Annotated in this window: 15 protein-coding genes; 5 read left to right on the top strand and 10 right to left on the bottom strand. The window is 44.5% G+C overall.

Going from position 1 to position 16,375, the window contains the following annotated elements; all coding sequences use genetic code 11:
• The first annotated feature begins 30 nt into the window (after positions 1–30).
• Genes M2470_RS11170 through M2470_RS11160 form a run of 3 tightly spaced genes read left to right on the top strand, consistent with a single transcriptional unit; the run spans position 31 to position 3,053 of the window.
• Positions 31–1,026: an NAD(P)H-dependent glycerol-3-phosphate dehydrogenase gene (locus M2470_RS11170; protein WP_280745075.1), complete on the top strand. Its 996-nt coding sequence runs from the start codon at positions 31–33 to the stop codon at positions 1,024–1,026.
• Between the two features lie 7 nt (positions 1,027–1,033).
• Positions 1,034–2,377 carry a glucose-6-phosphate isomerase gene (locus M2470_RS11165; protein ID WP_280745074.1) on the top strand — a complete coding sequence of 448 codons (1,344 nt, stop codon included), beginning with the start codon at positions 1,034–1,036 and terminating at the stop codon, positions 2,375–2,377.
• Positions 2,378–2,381: 4 nt separating this feature from the next.
• Positions 2,382–3,053 (top strand): HAD-IA family hydrolase, encoded by a 672-nt coding sequence (locus M2470_RS11160; RefSeq protein ID WP_280745073.1) that lies wholly within the window; start codon positions 2,382–2,384, stop codon positions 3,051–3,053.
• Between the two features lie 68 nt (positions 3,054–3,121).
• Here the strand turns inward: M2470_RS11160 and M2470_RS11155 are convergent, their stop codons facing one another.
• Positions 3,122–3,994: a sugar phosphate isomerase/epimerase gene (locus M2470_RS11155; RefSeq protein WP_280745072.1), complete on the bottom strand. Its 873-nt coding sequence runs from the start codon at positions 3,992–3,994 to the stop codon at positions 3,122–3,124.
• Between the two features lie 158 nt (positions 3,995–4,152).
• Here M2470_RS11155 and M2470_RS11150 point away from each other — a divergent pair, with 158 nt between their 5' ends.
• A complete protein-coding gene (locus tag M2470_RS11150; protein WP_280745071.1) occupies positions 4,153–5,538 on the top strand; it encodes a DUF1080 domain-containing protein in 1,386 nt (461 codons plus the stop codon).
• A gap of 47 nt (positions 5,539–5,585) precedes the next feature.
• Here M2470_RS11150 and M2470_RS11145 read toward each other — a convergent pair whose 3' ends face one another.
• The 5 genes from M2470_RS11145 to M2470_RS11125 form a co-directional block, all read right to left on the bottom strand.
• A complete protein-coding gene (locus tag M2470_RS11145) occupies positions 5,586–6,815 on the bottom strand; it encodes an ABC transporter permease (RefSeq protein WP_280745107.1) in 1,230 nt (409 codons plus the stop codon).
• A 4-nt stretch (positions 6,816–6,819) separates the two neighbouring features.
• Complete coding sequence (locus M2470_RS11140; RefSeq protein WP_280745070.1) at positions 6,820–7,998, bottom strand: ABC transporter permease; 1,179 nt, start codon at positions 7,996–7,998, stop codon at positions 6,820–6,822.
• Positions 7,995–9,008, bottom strand: coding sequence for an HlyD family secretion protein (locus M2470_RS11135; protein ID WP_280745069.1), 1,014 nt, complete (start codon positions 9,006–9,008; stop codon positions 7,995–7,997). The genes M2470_RS11140 and M2470_RS11135 overlap by 4 nt, the downstream gene beginning before the upstream one ends.
• A gap of 21 nt (positions 9,009–9,029) precedes the next feature.
• On the bottom strand, positions 9,030–10,391 hold the full coding sequence (locus M2470_RS11130; RefSeq protein WP_280745068.1) for a TolC family protein: 1,362 nt from the start codon (positions 10,389–10,391) through the stop codon (positions 9,030–9,032).
• 78 nt (positions 10,392–10,469) lie between these two features.
• Positions 10,470–11,375: a hypothetical protein gene (locus M2470_RS11125; RefSeq protein ID WP_280745067.1), complete on the bottom strand. Its 906-nt coding sequence runs from the start codon at positions 11,373–11,375 to the stop codon at positions 10,470–10,472.
• 193 nt (positions 11,376–11,568) lie between these two features.
• Here M2470_RS11125 and guaA point away from each other — a divergent pair, with 193 nt between their 5' ends.
• The gene (gene guaA / locus M2470_RS11120; protein ID WP_280745066.1) at positions 11,569–13,089 is read left to right on the top strand and encodes a glutamine-hydrolyzing GMP synthase; all 1,521 of its coding nucleotides are present in this window, start codon (positions 11,569–11,571) and stop codon (positions 13,087–13,089) included.
• Positions 13,090–13,132: 43 nt separating this feature from the next.
• Here the strand turns inward: guaA and M2470_RS11115 are convergent, their stop codons facing one another.
• The 4 genes from M2470_RS11115 to M2470_RS11100 are packed head-to-tail and all read right to left on the bottom strand — an operon-like array spanning position 13,133 to position 16,187.
• Positions 13,133–13,516: a putative quinol monooxygenase gene (locus tag M2470_RS11115; RefSeq protein ID WP_280745065.1), complete on the bottom strand. Its 384-nt coding sequence runs from the start codon at positions 13,514–13,516 to the stop codon at positions 13,133–13,135.
• A 16-nt stretch (positions 13,517–13,532) separates the two neighbouring features.
• Positions 13,533–14,234 (bottom strand): 16S rRNA (uracil(1498)-N(3))-methyltransferase, encoded by a 702-nt coding sequence (locus M2470_RS11110; RefSeq protein WP_280745106.1) that lies wholly within the window; start codon positions 14,232–14,234, stop codon positions 13,533–13,535.
• A 6-nt stretch (positions 14,235–14,240) separates the two neighbouring features.
• Positions 14,241–15,554, bottom strand: a complete 1,314-nt coding sequence (locus tag M2470_RS11105; RefSeq protein ID WP_280745064.1) for a nucleoside transporter C-terminal domain-containing protein — start codon at positions 15,552–15,554, stop codon at positions 14,241–14,243.
• A gap of 3 nt (positions 15,555–15,557) precedes the next feature.
• Complete coding sequence (locus M2470_RS11100; protein WP_280745063.1) at positions 15,558–16,187, bottom strand: bifunctional nuclease family protein; 630 nt, start codon at positions 16,185–16,187, stop codon at positions 15,558–15,560.
• Positions 16,188–16,375: the final 188 nt, after the last annotated feature.

Here is a 16,375-nt window from a genome sequence, read left to right as displayed (position 1 = left end):
CCCGAAGAAAAATAATAATACAAGAATACTATGAGACATCCCGGTAAAATAGCCATTATGGGAGGCGGAAGCTGGGCTACGGCATTGGCCAAGATCGTGCTGTCTACGGAAGATAGTATCAATTGGTATATGCGGCGTCCGGATCGTATTGAAGAGTTCAAACAGTTTGGACATAACCCCTGTTATATTACCAGTATTAAGTTTGATACGGATAAGATAAACTTCTATTCAGACATAAATAAGGTAATTAAGGAGTCTGATACGTTGCTGTTTGCAACGCCTTCCCCTTTCCTGAAGCAACATCTGAAGAAGATTAAAACTCCGATGTGTGATAAGTTTATTATATCAGCCATCAAAGGTTTGGTGCCGGATGAAAATATTCTTATCACGGATTACTTTACTCAATACTATGGAGTTCCTTCGGAGAATATAGCTGTCATCGGAGGTCCTTGCCATGCCGAGGAGATTGCCTTGGAGCGTTTGTCTTATCTTACATTGGCTTGCACCAATACGGATAATATTCAGATCTTGTCGGAGGTGTTCAGAAATCATTATCTGAAGAATATTATCAGTCAGGATGTAGCCGGTATAGAGTATGCATCTGTGTTGAAGAACGTATATGCTATCGTTGCAGGGATCTGTCACGGCATGAAATATGGTGATAACTTCCAGGCGGTATTCCTTTGTAATGCCGTGCAGGAGATGCGCCGCTTTGTAGATGCTGTCAGCGATGTAGAACGTGATATTACCGACTCAGTCTATACAGGTGACCTGTTGGTTACATCTTACTCCCGCTTCAGCCGGAACCGGATATTCGGAACGATGATAGGAAAGGGCTATTCGGTTAAGACAGCTCAGCTAGAAATGGAAATGATAGCCGAGGGCTACTATGGAACCAAGTGTATATACGAAATAAATCAAAAGTACAAAGTAAATATGCCTATCCTGGATGCGTTATATGGCATATTGTACGATAAGAAATCTCCAACAACAGTAATCAGGAAACTGACGGAGACGTTTAAATAAATAAGATATGAAAAGTATTAGTCTTAACATCGACAAGGCATTAGGTGTTGTAACAAAAGAGCAGGTATATGCTCAGCAAGCAAAGGCAACTGCCTGTATAGAGAAATTGCACAAAGGTACAGGCGCAGGGAATGATTTTTTAGGTTGGTTACACCTGCCGTCTTCTATTACAGAAGCAGAACTGGCAGATATAGAACATACAGCCAATGTGCTTCGCGAGAAGTGTGAAGTTGTGGTAGTTATCGGTATCGGTGGAAGTTACTTAGGCACTAAGGCCGTACTGGAAGCTCTGAACAACAGCTTCGACTGGTTACAGAAAGACCGGAAGAATCCGGTTGTAGTGTATGCCGGACAAAACATAGGTGAAGATTATTTATACGAACTGACTGAACTATTGAAAGGCAGACAGTTCGGATTGATTAATATCTCCAAATCGGGAACAACAACCGAGCCGGCTCTGGCTTTCCGTCTATTGAAGAAACAGTTGGAAGATGCCGTTGGCAAAGAGGAAGCCAAACATCGTATTGTAGCCGTTACGGATGCTCAGAGAGGTGCTTTGCGTACCCTGGCAGACCAGGAAGGTTATAAAACATATGTGATACCCGATAATGTAGGTGGACGCTTTTCAGTACTTACTCCGGTAGGTTTGCTGCCGATTGCTGTAGCCGGAATCAGTATCCGCGACTTAGTGGCTGGAGCAGTTGACATGGAGAAAGCAACCGGAGAGAATGTTCCATTCGCAGACAATATGGCTGCTATTTATGCCGCCGTACGGAATGAGCTATATAAGAGCGGAAAAAGCATTGAAATCCTGGCCAACTTCCATCCTAAATTGCATTATATCGGTGAGTGGTGGAAACAGCTTTATGGCGAGAGCGAAGGCAAAGACCATAAAGGAATATTCCCTGCTTCGGTAGACCTGACCACTGACCTGCATTCTATGGGACAATGGATTCAGGATGGCGAACGTACGATCTTTGAAACTGTTATTTCGGTAGAAGCCCCGGATCACAAACTGTTGGTTCCGACAGATGAGGCTAATCTGGACGGCTTGAACTTCCTGGCCGGAAAGCGTGTAGACGAGGTAAATAAAATGGCAGAACTTGGGACACAGTTGGCACACGTTGACGGTGGCGTACCCAACATCAAGATCACAATGCCGGAAGTAAACCCTTACTACATAGGCCAACTGTTCTACTTCTTTGAAAAAGCTTGCGGAATCAGCGGCTATATGCTGGATGTAAATCCATTTGACCAACCAGGTGTAGAAGCCTACAAGAAAAATATGTTTGCCCTGCTGAACAAACCCGGATTCGAAAAAGAAACAGAAGCAATCAAGGCCAGATTGTAAGCAGATGATTAAAGCAGTATTATTTGATATGGATGGAGTGTTGTACGACTCCATGCCATTCCATGCGCGTGCCTGGTATGAAACAGCGATGAGGCATCAACTGGACGCCACTCCCGAAGATTTTTTTCTTTTCGAGGGGCGTACAGGTGATAGTACCGTCAATGCTTTATTTCAGCGAACGTTCCAACGCGATGCCACGCAGGAGGAAAGAGAAACCATCTATAAGGAAAAAGCAGCACTCTTCAATACCTATAATGACGGTCAGCCGATGGAAGGTGCAGCAGAGGTGCTGAAGCAGGTAAAAGCCATTGGACTTGACACCTTGATCGTAACCGGCTCCGGACAGCACAGCTTGATTGACAAATTAAACCAGAGTTTTCCGGGTGTTTTTGTGCGTGAAAAAATGGTGACAGGTTATGATGTGATTTATGGCAAACCTCATCCAGAACCTTACCTAATGGGATTGGAAAAAGCAGGCGTTAAAGCTAGCGAGGCCATAGTCGTAGAGAATGCCCCCATGGGCGTACAAGCCGCAGTAGCTGCCGGCATCTTTACGATTGCCGTGAATACCGGCCCGTTGGATGACAGCGTATTGCTGGAAGCAGGCGCAAGCCTATTATATCCAGACATGAAAAGTCTGGCCGCAGACTGGAAAAATATTATGGAAAGTCTGTAAAAAGGAATAAAAAGAAAAGCCGGCATTGTTCAAGTGCCGGCTTTTTTTATGCTGAATAAAGAGCTTAATCAATATACGTAACCAGCTTTTGCCAGGAAGTCATAGCTTTCTTGTACGCTTTCTACCGGATTGTTGTTGGTGTATTGTTCTACTTCAACATACCAGTCTTTTACGTTATTAGCTTGCATTTGTTCAAAGATGGGCTGGAAGTTCATCTTACCACTTGCGCCGATTTCTTTTTCGTCTTTAATGTGGATAGTCTTGAACTGGCTGGGGCGTTCTTTCAGGTAGGCAGCAGGATCTTCTCCTCCCATCATTACCCAATAAACGTCCATCTGGAAAAATACGTGCTGTTTGCTTACATTGTCAAGTAGATAGTCATACGCATATTTTCCGCCAAATTTGTATTTGAATTCGAAGTCATGGTTATGATAGCCGAAAGCCATGCTGGCTGCAGCGGTCTTGTAACCAACAGAAGTGAAGTAATCGCAATACATCTTCATGTCGTCTTCGGTTGTATTGTCGTCGATAGGCATCCAAGGTTGCACCAGATATTTAGCACCCACCTGGTTGTAAGCTTCGATAGCTCTGTCCCACCAAGCCATTACCTCGTCTTTGTTATCTTTTGTGATCGCTTGGCTAAGGTGAGCGCTGGTACATTTCATACCCAGGTCGTCTACCATTTTTTTGAATTCTAGAGGAGCCAATCCGTATATCTTGCCATTATCGTATCCGGCCGTTTCAAGATGGGTGTAACCCATTTTTGCAACAGTTTCCAGAACGGCTTTAATGCCTTCGTCTTTTACCATTTCGCGAAGAGAGTAAAGTTGTAGGCCAATATGTTTTTTAGGACCACCACAAGATGTTAATAGTTGAGGCATAACCATACCTCCGGCGAGCATAAGGGAAGCTCGTTTCAAAAAGTCACGTCTGTTTTGCATAGCACTTCTGATAAATTAAGTTTATTTTGAGAATAGTACAAAAGTATGATTATATTTTCAGGATTCAAGCCCCAATTTGTTAAAATCTACAAAAACTATTTCGTATCTTAATTTTAAAGTAACTTTAGGCAATAAAAAGAAACTTAATTCATTATACCATGAAAAATGTGTTCATTCTTCCGGTAGTAGCTTGCTGCCTGCTGCTTACCTTTTGCAGCCAATCCCAAAGCGGTGTTTTGTTTGATGGAAAAGATAGTAATAAATGGAAGACAACAGGGCTGGTAGCTGTTGCTGATGAAGCATTGACGCTATCCGGGGCTGAAGCTCAGGCGGTCTTGAAAGGCGGTGATTATCAGAACTTCTTCTTAAGTATGGACGTGCGCACTACTCCGGGTGCGAAAGGTGCTGTGTGGTTTCATACTGATCCGTCCCTGACGAAAGGTTATCAGGTAGCGATAAACAATAACAGGGAAGATCCGGAATGGTGGAAAATGACAGGAAGTTTGCTCTCGGTTCGTAATCTGACCAAGAGTTTTGTAAAAGAAAATGACTGGTTTAAACTGGATATTACGGTGGAAGGCCATTTTATTATGGTTCGTATCAATGGTAGCCCGGTTGTAGAATACATCGAACCGGCTGCTCCTTACCGGGTAGGTGCAAATACGACCGCTTTATTGTCAAAAGGGACGTTTGCACTTGTAAGTGATGGCAGCGGCGATATCCAGTTCAAGAATATAGCTGTAGAAGCATCAGGCAAGAAGGTAGATGTAACAACTCAACAGGCAAGAGCGAATGATGAACAGACAGACGAGATTATCCGTTTGCACCAGGAAGACTTTCCGGTATTGGACTTCCACGTACACCTCAAAGGCGGGCTGACAAAAGAAGTAGCTGCCCAGCAATCGCGCGAGACAGGTATCAATTATGCCATAGCCCCCAACTGCGGCATTGGTTTCCCGATAACCAATGATGGGCAGGTGATGGATTTTCTGAATGTGATGCGTACGGAACCTTTTATCCTTGCCATGCAGGCAGAAGGACGCGAGTGGATTGAAACATTCTCTCAGGGGGTAAGAGACGAATTTGACTATGTGTTTACTGATGCCCTGACATTTACAGATTCCAAGGGGCGTAGAACCCGCCTCTGGATACCGCAAGAAACCTGGATTGAAAACGAGCAGGAGTATATGGACTTAATCGTAGACAAAATATGTGGTGTATTGCAAGAGCCTATGGACATTTACGTGAACCCTTGTTACCTACCTCCTCAGATGCAGGACCGCTACGATGAGTTCTGGACGGAAGCTCGCATGAATAAATTTATCGACGCATTGGTGAAGAGTGGCAAGGCTTTGGAGATTAACGAACTTTACAATATCCCTAACAAGGCTATCCTGATGAAAGCCAAAGCAGCCGGTGTGAAATTCACCTTCGGAACAAATAATATAGTACCCGAGGTAAGTATGCTGGAATACAGCATTCGCATGAAGAAGGAACTAGGCTTAACGGCTAAAGATATGTACAAACCGAAAATCAAGATTTGATCTTTAAGATTGAGTCGTGAGCGATATTTTTTAGCTCGTTAGCTATTTTATTTAGCTAACGAGCTATTTTTATTTGCTAACCTCTCGCTGCGGATGATCTGGTAGCGATAGATGATACAGGCGGTAATGAAATAAAATCCGGCCTGTATCCACAATAGGCGATATTCGGCGGCTACTTCGCTCAACGTGGCTCCTGTAGAGTTGATCCGGATAAATCCCTGTATACCCGGGGTAGAAGGGAACAGGTAACCGAAGGCTTTCCAAAAAGGTGGTACGGAAGCCAATGGCCACGAGACACCGGAAATAAACAATAGGATAAGCGAGGTGAAAACGAACACCAGCATGGGTGATTCGCGGGTAGTCATAAATCCCGACAAAGTCATCGACAAAAATATACAGGCAAACAGATAGGGTAGGATAAAGAGCAATACATCCCAGGGTTCTCCCACTTGCGGAAGTGAGAAAAGGCGCGGGACGATAGCCAATACCCACAAACAAACTACTGCATAGAGCAATATATAAGCCAGAGACTTACCGAATACGATACGAAGCGTACCGTTATAATGCCTGGCAATGGGCACTAATGAGTGGAAACGGTTCCGCTCACGGGCAGTTCCCCCCAACATGCCGATACCCAGTATCAGGGTTTGTTGAATAACCAATATTAAGATGGCCGGAACCAGAAAACTGGCAAAGCCGCTCTGCGAATTAAACATCGTAACCGACTCATAAGGGATAGGGTTCAGAACAATCTGTTGTAATTCGTCCGTTGAAGCCGGATTGTTCCGGGCTGTCAATTCCTTACCCAGATCGAGCGATACTTCGGTAGCGGATAATAAGAAGGCCTTATAGAATAACAGACTGCTCATGTCGGAATACAAGGACACCTTGGTCTGTTTTCCGGTGTGGAGGTCTTTACTGAATTCGCTAGGGAATAACAGTATGCCGTATGCCTTTTTCTCGTCCAGCATCCGTTTGGCTTCTGCCATGTCGGAGCAAACAGCCACTACCTGTACGTCAGGCGTAGCATTCACCCTGCGGGTAAACTCACGGCTCAGGTAAGAGTCCGACTGGTCTACTACTACCATCTTGGCTTCGCGCACCACTTCATTATCATAGATAAAGGCATAGAGTACCGGATACGCCAGCGGGACAAGGAAGAAAAAGATCATCACCCCCGTATCCTTAAATACATTTTTCAGCTCTTCTTTCCAGATGTGAAAAGAGTCCTGTATACCTTCTTTTATTATATATCTTAAACGGCTTTCCTTATTCATCATATTATGGAATATATTTAAAGTGCATCAATGCTCCCTTCAGATTTTTGCCGATTAATAAAGGAAGAATAAGAAATGCAGCCAGACTGGCATATTGTGTCCATGAGAAGAATAGCTCGCGCCCGTTTAATGCCTGGTCTATATAGATCAGGAAATAATGGCGCAAGGGAAACAGGTTGGCCAATGCCTGTAAGGTGGGGTGCATGTCGAGTACGGGATAGGAAAAACCCACGATAGAAAAAGATATCATCCCGAACAAGCTGGCAAAACTCAGCCCCAAACGCAACGTAGGCAGTGTGCCAATCATAAAGACCCCCACAGCCTGCGAGGATATGACGAGCAGGAACATGGCAGACAACATGGGCAACCATCCGCTGTTCAGCGGGAAAGCATTCAGCCCATACATCAGCGCGCAATACATAAAGCCAACGGTTGTAAAAACGATCGTTTGCGGGATTAATTTTCCCAACAAACTGTTGGTCAATGAATGGTTACCCGCTTGCAGCCATTGGCGTGAGGTTTCGTATTTGATTTCGGAGCCGATACTGAACACCGTTACCAGGAATATCATGAGTTGCAAGATACCGGGCAACAGGGTGTTATTCAGGTACACCGAGTAGTTGAGCCACGGATTACCCAACACGTGCGTGTCGAGCGCAATAGGCTGCAACTGAGCCATGATCTGTTCATTCGTGTACCCCTTTGCCGTGCCTTGTTGCAAGCCTACGGATGCGCCGGCCAGAACGGATATGGTTTTCATATCGCGGAACAGCAGCGAACCGGCAATCAGGTAAGACGAATTGGTATAGAACGAGAGCGTCGGCTGTTTCCCGCTTGTTGCTTCTGCCGAAAAGTCTTTAGGGATATAGAATATGCCGTAAACAGTTCCTTTCTGGATTTCCTGCCGCGCTTCGGTGAACGACATGGTAACCATTGCGACTTCGGTCTGCTCAAAGGCGTCCAACTGTCTGATCAGGTTGCGCGAAGTGGAAGAATTATCCAGGTCTACTACGGCAATAGGCAAATCGGTAGGCAGTCCGTTCCACATCAGCGTCAGGAAAAAAATGACACTGATAATAGGAGCACCCAGCATACAGAAGATATAGAGGGGATGAGACCCGAATCGCTGTACCTCCCGTTTGGCTACATTCCAAACACCTCGTTTGCCGTTTGTTGACATCATAGAATATCTTTCCCTTTTTTCTTCATGATAACCGACATGCCGGGGCGTAAATCTGCTATCTTCTCAGTCGGACGGGCACGCACTTCAAACGTTTTTGCATCGTATTGGCCGGTTGTTTTAGTGGCTTTCCAGGCGGCATACGAGCCCATATCCTTCATATAATATACTTTCAATGTCACTTTTTGATCGTCCAATGCCGGGATAAAAGCATTCAGTTCGGAGCCAACCCGTATGTTTTTCAACAAATCTTCCCGTATGCTGAATGTTATCCACATATCGTTCAGGTCTGTAACGTTCATGATCGGAGCACCCGTGCCAACCAACTCGCCCAACTGAGGGAAGCGGTCGGATATCTCGCCATCGATAGGAGACAGCAGAACACTCTCGTCTATATACGATTCAACCTCTGCCACAGCGCCTGAAGCCTGGTTTACCAAAGCTGCGGCTGCATGCTTATCTTCTACGCGTGCACCGTCTTTAGCCATGTCATATTGGGACTTGGCAGCCTTTTCGGTAGCTTCCATAGCCTTGTAGTTGGCTTCTGCCTCGTCTCGTTTCTGAGCAGACATAACTCCCTTTTCGTACAGGTTCTGTACCCGTTCGTATGATTTTCGGGCAATTTCTTTTCCGGCCTGAGCCTTTTGCCACATCTCGTAAGCGGCGGCAATTTCCTGCGCGCGGGCTCCTTTCTGAGCTTTGGCACTTTGAGCTTCGGCTGCTGAGCGGGCGGCTTCTGCTTGTTTCAGCTTTGCCATGATATCTGGTGTGTCCAGGAATGCCAGGGTGTCACCCTTCTGTATCCGGTCTCCTTCATCGGCACGATAGGATGCTACACGTCCGGGTACCTTACTGGATATACGGACTTGCGTTGCTTCTGCCTGCCCCATCACGATGTCGTCGGGAGGTGTTAAGAGGAAAAATCCGGTTAGAGCAACCAGCCCAATGACAACCAACACGGCAATAAATGCCAGTAGCATATTATTGGTTGAAAATTTCTTGTCATGATCCATTTCTGTATGTTTTAATTGTTTTTATTCGTGTTCTTGCGGCCTGAGCTTACCCAATGCTTTTGTCAGGTAAACCTCCGTTAATTTTACATCTATCTGCGCATCTATCATGTCCGAGTGAGCCGATAGCCAGGCCGTTTGCGCTTCCATCAGGTTTAGTGGAGGGATAACGCCTTCCTCAAAACCAAAATTGGCATGGCGCAGGTTTTCTTCTGCACTTTCCATGTGCCGACTGGAAGCAATCAGTTTCTTCTGAGCTTCGTTTACTTTGTAGACCGATTGGTTTACCTGCAACTCTATCTTTTCACGCGCTTCTTCAAACTCCAGCCTGCTTATCAGTGTCTCTGCGCGGGCAGAGTTACGTTTGTAAGAGCCTTCCCACCAGCCGGAGAGCGGCACCTTTAGCATGACACCCACATTGAACATCCCTCCGAATTCATTCTTAAATCCGTTGAATGAGTTGGGGTTTGTGATTAGGTAATTAGCTGTCAGCGCTACGTTAGGCAACATGTCTGCCAGCACGATAGACTCTTTCTTTTGGTATATTTTGGAGGCCAGGTCAAGGCTTTTTAATTCCTGACGGTTCATGAACGCTTCGTTCACATCAGCCGAGATACGGCTCTGTCCGACAGAAATGTTTTTTATATTCTCGTCTGCCAAAGCAAGCGGTTCATGTATGGGGAGTCCGCATAGTTGAGCCAGCAGCATACGGGAAAGTGCCAGGCCGTTGTCTACTTTTGTCTGAGCCATTTCGGCCTCGTTTAATTTCACTTTAACGGAGAGTCCGTCGGCCTGTGTGGCAAGTCCTTCGTTAATCATCTCTGTCACGTCACGATTCATCTTCTGCAACAGGGAAACATAGGCGTCTGCCAGTTCCTTTTTATTGACCAATGATACCACCTGCCAGTAGGTTTCATCAATCTGATAGATCACATCCTGCAGTTTCTGGTTATTCATGGATTCTGCCAGCTCTTTCGCATATTTGGTGATCTGATTGTAGTTTATGATCTTACCACCCAGGAAGACGGGCTGAACTAAGGATACAGCTCCTACCCATACGTTCTGAATGTCCAGATGACCGATGTCTTTCAGCCCAGGAGCAATTGTTCCTACTATTTCTCCGATGCTACCCAAGCCGCTGAGGTCGATAATGCGGAGGTCTTTCTGATTCCACAGATAAGCCCCCGTAGCCGATAGCTCCGGGAAATATTTGGTAAAAGCAGCCTTCTTTTCGTAATCAGCCGCTTTAATTTTTTGATTAGAAATTTGTAACTCTTTATTGTTTTGGATTGCTAAATTCCGGCATTCTTCCAAGGTAAGAGTTCGTTGTGCGTGTGTGTAGTTTACTGCTAGCAGTAACGCAAATAACACAATCAGTTGCTTCATTTTTATATTGTTTAAATACTCAACATTATAACCTAATTTAAAACAAAACAGACTGAATGGCAGGATTGTTCGGAAGGTTTATTTTTCCAAGTCGAATTTTTTTTGCCCGATCAGGTTTCCATCGGCAAAAATATCTACACGATAGGTGCCGGGAGACAAGAATTCTTCAATATTCCAGTACATGGTAACGGGTAGTTCTTCTCCGTCATATTCTACCATTTTTTTCATGGAATAATTGATCTCTTTTCCTTCAAAAGCAAATACATTGGCGCGACTTTTTACAAGGATGTCATCATCCGGCTTCTTCAAACGAATATAAATTGTTTTTTCACCCACCGGAGCTGTTATGTTTTTTACGATGCGGAAGTTGACCGCAAATTGTTCCATTTGCTTTATCTTTTTCACTTCTTTGCCCCTCCCGTTGATCGGAGTAACCGTAATGCCTGTAGCATCCAACCTGCTGGCCAGTGTTACACGCTCTGTTTGTTTTTCCAGTTCCTTTGTCAACTGGGCAGCACTGCTTGAAGCTTGTTGATATCTTCTTACCGCTTGTTCTTTTTCCTTTGTCAGTTGCTGGTTGGCTTGGTTGAGGGAGTCAATCTGTATAACGTAATTGCGCATTATCTTGCGTAGCGTTTCCAGTTCTTTCTTTAGTTCGCTTATTCGGCGGGCATTGGTTGTTTTCACTGTGCGTAACTCTTCCATCAAGCGTTGCACTTTGGCCTGTTCTGTAGACAATAGCGCCAACAGTGAGTCATTATTTACACTGAACTTATAGCCTTCGTATTGAAGCGAGAGCTCATTGAATTCATCTTCCAATGATTCTTTTTCCAGATCGAACGTCTGAACCAGGTCCGACATCTGCTGCTTTTGGTGATATATATAATACGCCGCTCCACCTATTACTAGCAACAATACAATGATAGCTACAATAAGCAGTGATAGTTTATTTATGTCTTTATTCTCTTTCTTTTCCGAATCCATACGGTTTATCAACTAATGAACGTGCAAAGGTAGTGTTAAATTATATTCAATAGGAACTATTAACTCACATTTTACACATTTTAAAACCGTCTTAACATATCTATTGTTCATTTGCAATAATATAATTTCACTCTTTTTCCGCTTCGGAATATTATTATTAACTTTGTGCCACTCAAATAAACACAAAAACTTCATGCACGAGAAAATAATTATTCTTGACTTCGGATCGCAAACGACTCAGTTAATTGGCCGCAGGGTCAGAGAGTTAAATATGTATTGCGAAATAGTCCCATACAACAAGTTCCCTCATGAGGCAACAGATGTAAAAGGTGTTATTCTTTCCGGTAGCCCTTATTCTGTTTATGATGCTCAGGCATTTAAAACAGAACTGGGCGGAATTCGTGGCAAATACCCGGTATTAGGTATCTGTTACGGAGCCCAATATCTGGCTTATACTTCCGGAGGCAATGTAGAGTCGGCAGACTCTCGCGAATACGGAAGGGCAAATCTCAGTTACATTAATAATGATGATCCCTTGCTGAAGGGCGTTCATACAGGGTCACAAGTATGGATGTCTCATGGCGATACGATTACTCAGCTTCCATCTTCTTTCCGGATCATAGCCAGCACTGGTGATGTAGAAGCAGCCGCTTATCGCGTAGACGGGGAGAAGACCTGGGGAGTACAATTCCACCCGGAAGTGTATCACACAACAGATGGTACCCAGTTGTTAAATAATTTCCTTGACATCTGCGGACGTAAAAAAGACTGGACGCCGGCTTCCTTTATCGAGTCTACAGTTGCCGATCTGAAAGAACAACTGAAAGACGACAAAGTGATTCTGGCCTTGTCAGGAGGTGTGGATTCTTCGGTTACAGCCGTATTGCTGAATAAGGCGATAGGAAAGAACCTTACCTGTATCTTTGTGGATCACGGATTGCTGCGGAAAAACGAATTCGAGAACGTCTTGAAAGATTATGAACATCTGGGCTTGAATGTTATAGGAGTAGACGCCAAAGAAAAATTCTATAAAGAATTAGCCGGTGTGACGGATCCGGAACAGAAACGTAAGATTATCGGCAAAGGCTTTATTGATGTATTCGACGAAGAAGCACATAAGCTGCAAGGTATTAAATGGCTTGGACAGGGGACTATCTACCCGGATGTTATAGAGTCATTGTCTATTACCGGCACAGTAATAAAGAGTCACCACAACGTAGGAGGCTTACCTGAAAAAATGAATCTGAAACTGGTAGAACCCTTACGCCTTCTCTTCAAAGATGAAGTGCGGAAAGTAGGAATGGAACTGGGTATGATGCCTCACCTTATCAAGCGTCATCCGTTCCCGGGCCCGGGTCTGGGAATCCGTATCATTAGTGATATTACACCAGAGAAAGTGCAGGTACTTCAGAATGCAGATGCTATTTTCATATCACTGCTCCGCGAGTGGGGATTATACGATAAGGTATGGCAGGCTGCCGCAATTTTACTCCCGATCCGCTCGGTAGGAGTAATGGGCGACGAACGCACATATGAAAACACAGTAGCTCTCCGGGCAGTAACCTCTACTGATGCCATGACGGCCGACTGGGCACAATTACCTTACGACTTCCTGGCAAAAGTATCAAACGAAATAATCAACAAAGTAAAAGGTGTAAACCGCGTAGTATACGACATAAGCTCAAAACCCCCAGCAACGATTGAGTGGGAGTAATTTTATACAGGCACGGATTTCTTTGGGATCCGTGCCTGATTTTTTAGAATTTCTTTTTCATGGTGTAAACTTCCAGAGAGGCTTTGCCTTCGATGGCCTTGGCGAATTCTTGGAAATGGGCACTTTCGTTGTGGGCTTTAATAGCAGCCTGTGATTTCCAAACTTCAACAAATGTGAATTTTTGCGGATTGTCGACGTGCTGGTGCAAAACATACGAGACACATCCCGGTTCCTGACGAGTACCTTTTACCACAGCATCAAAAACTTTTATCATCTGATCCTGGTATTCAGGGTCAATTGTTACATGTGCTACTATTACCAATTCTTCCGGATTGGAATTGCTTTGGGCAGATGAATTGCAAGAAGCAAAAGAAATGGTAGAGCAAAGAGCGAGGAGTAAAAAGCTGCAAAGAATAATCTTTTTCATGACTAATTGTTTTGAATTAATACTCATTTAATATGTGAAATGTCTGACAGGATACCAAGGCTGCAGTCTCGGTACGTAGGCGGCTTTCTCCTAGAGAAACGGGTTCAAATCCGTGACTTATGGCGGCTTGTATTTCTTCGGGGCTGAAGTCTCCTTCCGGTCCTATTAGCAGTAAGGCATTTTCGCCCGGCAGATATGTATGTTTCAATGTTTTTTTCTCTCCTTCTGCACAATGGGCTATGAACTTACGTCCTTCAAAAGGCTGGCTGATAAATGTCCGGAAGTCGGTTATGCCGTTTAATTCAGGCAGTATCGCTTTTTGAGATTGCTTCATGGCGCTGATTAGGATCTTCTCCAGACGGGCTGCTTTTATCTCGCGTCTTTCCGAGAAGCGGCAGTTCAGGAACGTAATAGCATCTATTCCTATCTCTGTTGCTTTCTCGCAGAACCACTCCATCCTGTCTATGTTTTTGGTAGGGGCTACTGCTATGTGTAGGCGAAAATGCCAGGAGGGAGGTTGTTGCCATTGCTCAGTTACCGTTACTGTACAATGCTTGGGGTTGGATTGCGAAATGATGGCTTTGTAAAAATACCCTTTCCCATCGGTCAGCAATACTTCGCTTCCTTCGGCTAGTCTGAGGACGCGAAGGGCATGCCTGGCTTCTTCTTCGGGAAGCTCGGGATGTGTGCTGATATCCGGTGTGTAAAATATTTGCATCATTGTTTAACCCATAATCATACCAACAATCGTAGCAGACATAATAGAGACCAATGCTCCGCCAATCATGGCAGGGAAACCAAAACGAGTGATCATGCCCCGTTTTTCGGGGGCCAAAACACTGATTCCGCCTATTAAAATACCAATGGATGATATATTGGCAAATCCGCATAAAATGTATGTAGACATCAGCATGGACTTCTGATAGATAAACAAACCTGCATTTTTCCATTCTTCCATTTGGGCATATGCCACGAATTCATTCAGAATTGTTTTCTGTCCCAAAAGCGAGCCTACGAGCATGATGTCGTCTGTTGGAACACCAATCAACCACATGAAAGGAGACAGAAGTGTTCCAACGATAAACTCAAAGGTAAACCCTTCCGACTTGCCGTTAGTGAAATCTCTTACCCACTCGTTTATACCGGTATAGCGGCCTATGAAGTCGGAGGATATATAATTGACCAAGGCAACCAAAGCGATGAATACCAGTAGCATGGCGGCTATATTAACCATCAGCTTCACACCGGTAGAAGTACCTGCAGCCAAGGCGTCAAGTGCATTCGATTTGCCGCCCACATGCTCCATCTGGATCATGGTGTCGGTAACTGTTTCAGTCTGTGGGCAAAGCATTTTGGCTATAACAATGGCACCCGGAGCTGCCATTACAGAAGCCGAAAGAAGGTGCTTGGCGAACAATACCTGAGACGCCGGATCACCGCCTCCCAGCATAGCTACATAAGCTCCCATTACAGAACCGGCGATAGTTCCCATTCCGGAAACCAGTACCAGGAATATTTCCGAGCGATTCATGGCTGGCAGGTAGTTTTTGATAAGCACCGGAGATTCGGTCATTCCCATAAAGATATTGCCGGCAGCTACCAATCCCTCTGAACCGGATATGTTCATGAAACGTCTGAGTACCCAGGAAAAGGCCCCTACGATGCGTTGGATAATCCCCCAGTGGTAGAACAGGGAAACGATAGCCGAGAAGAAAATAACGATAGGTAGCGAATGGAGCAGAAAACTAAAACCTTGGGTTTTGTCGGCATAAGGGCCTAATAGGAAGGCTATTCCGGCATGTGTAAAGTCCATTAGTTTGACAAATGCCTTGCCGACCCATTCAAACAACAATCCCACAAAAGGAATATATAATATAGACAGTGCCAGGATCAATTGTAGAAGTAAGCCTCCGCCTACCAGTTTCCAGTCGATGCGTTTCCTGTTATAACTCATTAGATAGCATACAGCTACAATAGATATCATCCCCAATAAACCACGTAAAAGCGAGGTGATATTAAATCCCATAGGTTCGATCATGTGTTATTCTCCTTTGTTTTCCCGACGATGTAGTTCGTCTTTGTATATTTTGGCATATTCGTAATTTTCATTGGCTATGGCTTCTTCCAGTTTGCTTTTAAGTTCCTCGTCGTCCAGTAGGGTGAGCCATTTTCGGAATTGGTTTTCGTCTTTCATTTCTTCGGGCTCCAGAGCATAAGCTGATTCGTCTTCATCCTCCCTGTCGTCAAAAAGTGAGGTGTCTTCCAGCATAACGCTACATTCCTGCATAATCGCTTCTGTGGTATAAATGTTGCATTGTACGCGAAGTGCAATAGCTATGGCGTCTGAAGTACGTGAATCGAGCTTCACCTGATGTATACCATCATTGAAAAGCAACTCAGAATAAAATACCCCTTCTTCAAATTTATAAATAAATACCTCCTGCAAGCGGATGGAGAACGATTTGAAGAATGCGGAAAACAAATCGTGAGTCAACGGACGCGGAGGCGTAATGTGCTCCAGTGCAATAGCAATAGATTGTGCTTCAGCTGTTCCAACGATAATCGGGATGCGGCGCTGTCCTGCTTCCTCTGCCAGAATCAGAGCATAGGCTCCGGATTGTATCTGGCTGTTTGTTAATCCCTGAACTCTTAATTTTACTCTTGTATTCAAATTCACACTATTTACGTACTGCATACAAAAGTAATATATTTTGTGTTTACATTCATTGTTCTGATGCTGAAAAAAGAATCGCGCCACATATGTGGAGTGATCAAACTACATATGTGTTTTGATCGTTCTACATATGTGTTTCGATCGTTTGACATATGTGGCGCGATTCTTTTTCTAAATAAATTGCT

It is taken from the genome of Parabacteroides sp. PH5-46, assembly GCF_029892785.1.
Taxonomy (GTDB): Bacteria; Bacteroidota; Bacteroidia; order Bacteroidales; family Tannerellaceae; genus DFXE01.
This window is presented reverse-complemented; position numbering and strand designations above follow the sequence as displayed.

Coding starts and splice junctions, on each gene's coding strand:
- M2470_RS11135 (WP_280745069.1), bottom strand. CDS start 9,008: ATGGATCATGACAAGAAATTTTCAACCAATAATATGCTACTGGCATTT.
- M2470_RS11145 (WP_280745107.1), bottom strand. CDS start 6,815: ATGAATAAGGAAAGCCGTTTAAGATATATAATAAAAGAAGGTATACAG.
- M2470_RS11130 (WP_280745068.1), bottom strand. CDS start 10,391: ATGAAGCAACTGATTGTGTTATTTGCGTTACTGCTAGCAGTAAACTAC.
- M2470_RS11105 (WP_280745064.1), bottom strand. CDS start 15,554: ATGATCGAACCTATGGGATTTAATATCACCTCGCTTTTACGTGGTTTA.
- guaA (WP_280745066.1), top strand. CDS start 11,569: ATGCACGAGAAAATAATTATTCTTGACTTCGGATCGCAAACGACTCAG.
- M2470_RS11115 (WP_280745065.1), bottom strand. CDS start 13,516: ATGAAAAAGATTATTCTTTGCAGCTTTTTACTCCTCGCTCTTTGCTCT.
- M2470_RS11170 (WP_280745075.1), top strand. CDS start 31: ATGAGACATCCCGGTAAAATAGCCATTATGGGAGGCGGAAGCTGGGCT.
- M2470_RS11150 (WP_280745071.1), top strand. CDS start 4,153: ATGAAAAATGTGTTCATTCTTCCGGTAGTAGCTTGCTGCCTGCTGCTT.
- M2470_RS11160 (WP_280745073.1), top strand. CDS start 2,382: ATGATTAAAGCAGTATTATTTGATATGGATGGAGTGTTGTACGACTCC.
- M2470_RS11155 (WP_280745072.1), bottom strand. CDS start 3,994: ATGCAAAACAGACGTGACTTTTTGAAACGAGCTTCCCTTATGCTCGCC.
- M2470_RS11125 (WP_280745067.1), bottom strand. CDS start 11,375: ATGGATTCGGAAAAGAAAGAGAATAAAGACATAAATAAACTATCACTG.
- M2470_RS11140 (WP_280745070.1), bottom strand. CDS start 7,998: ATGATGTCAACAAACGGCAAACGAGGTGTTTGGAATGTAGCCAAACGG.
- M2470_RS11165 (WP_280745074.1), top strand. CDS start 1,034: ATGAAAAGTATTAGTCTTAACATCGACAAGGCATTAGGTGTTGTAACA.
- M2470_RS11110 (WP_280745106.1), bottom strand. CDS start 14,234: ATGCAAATATTTTACACACCGGATATCAGCACACATCCCGAGCTTCCC.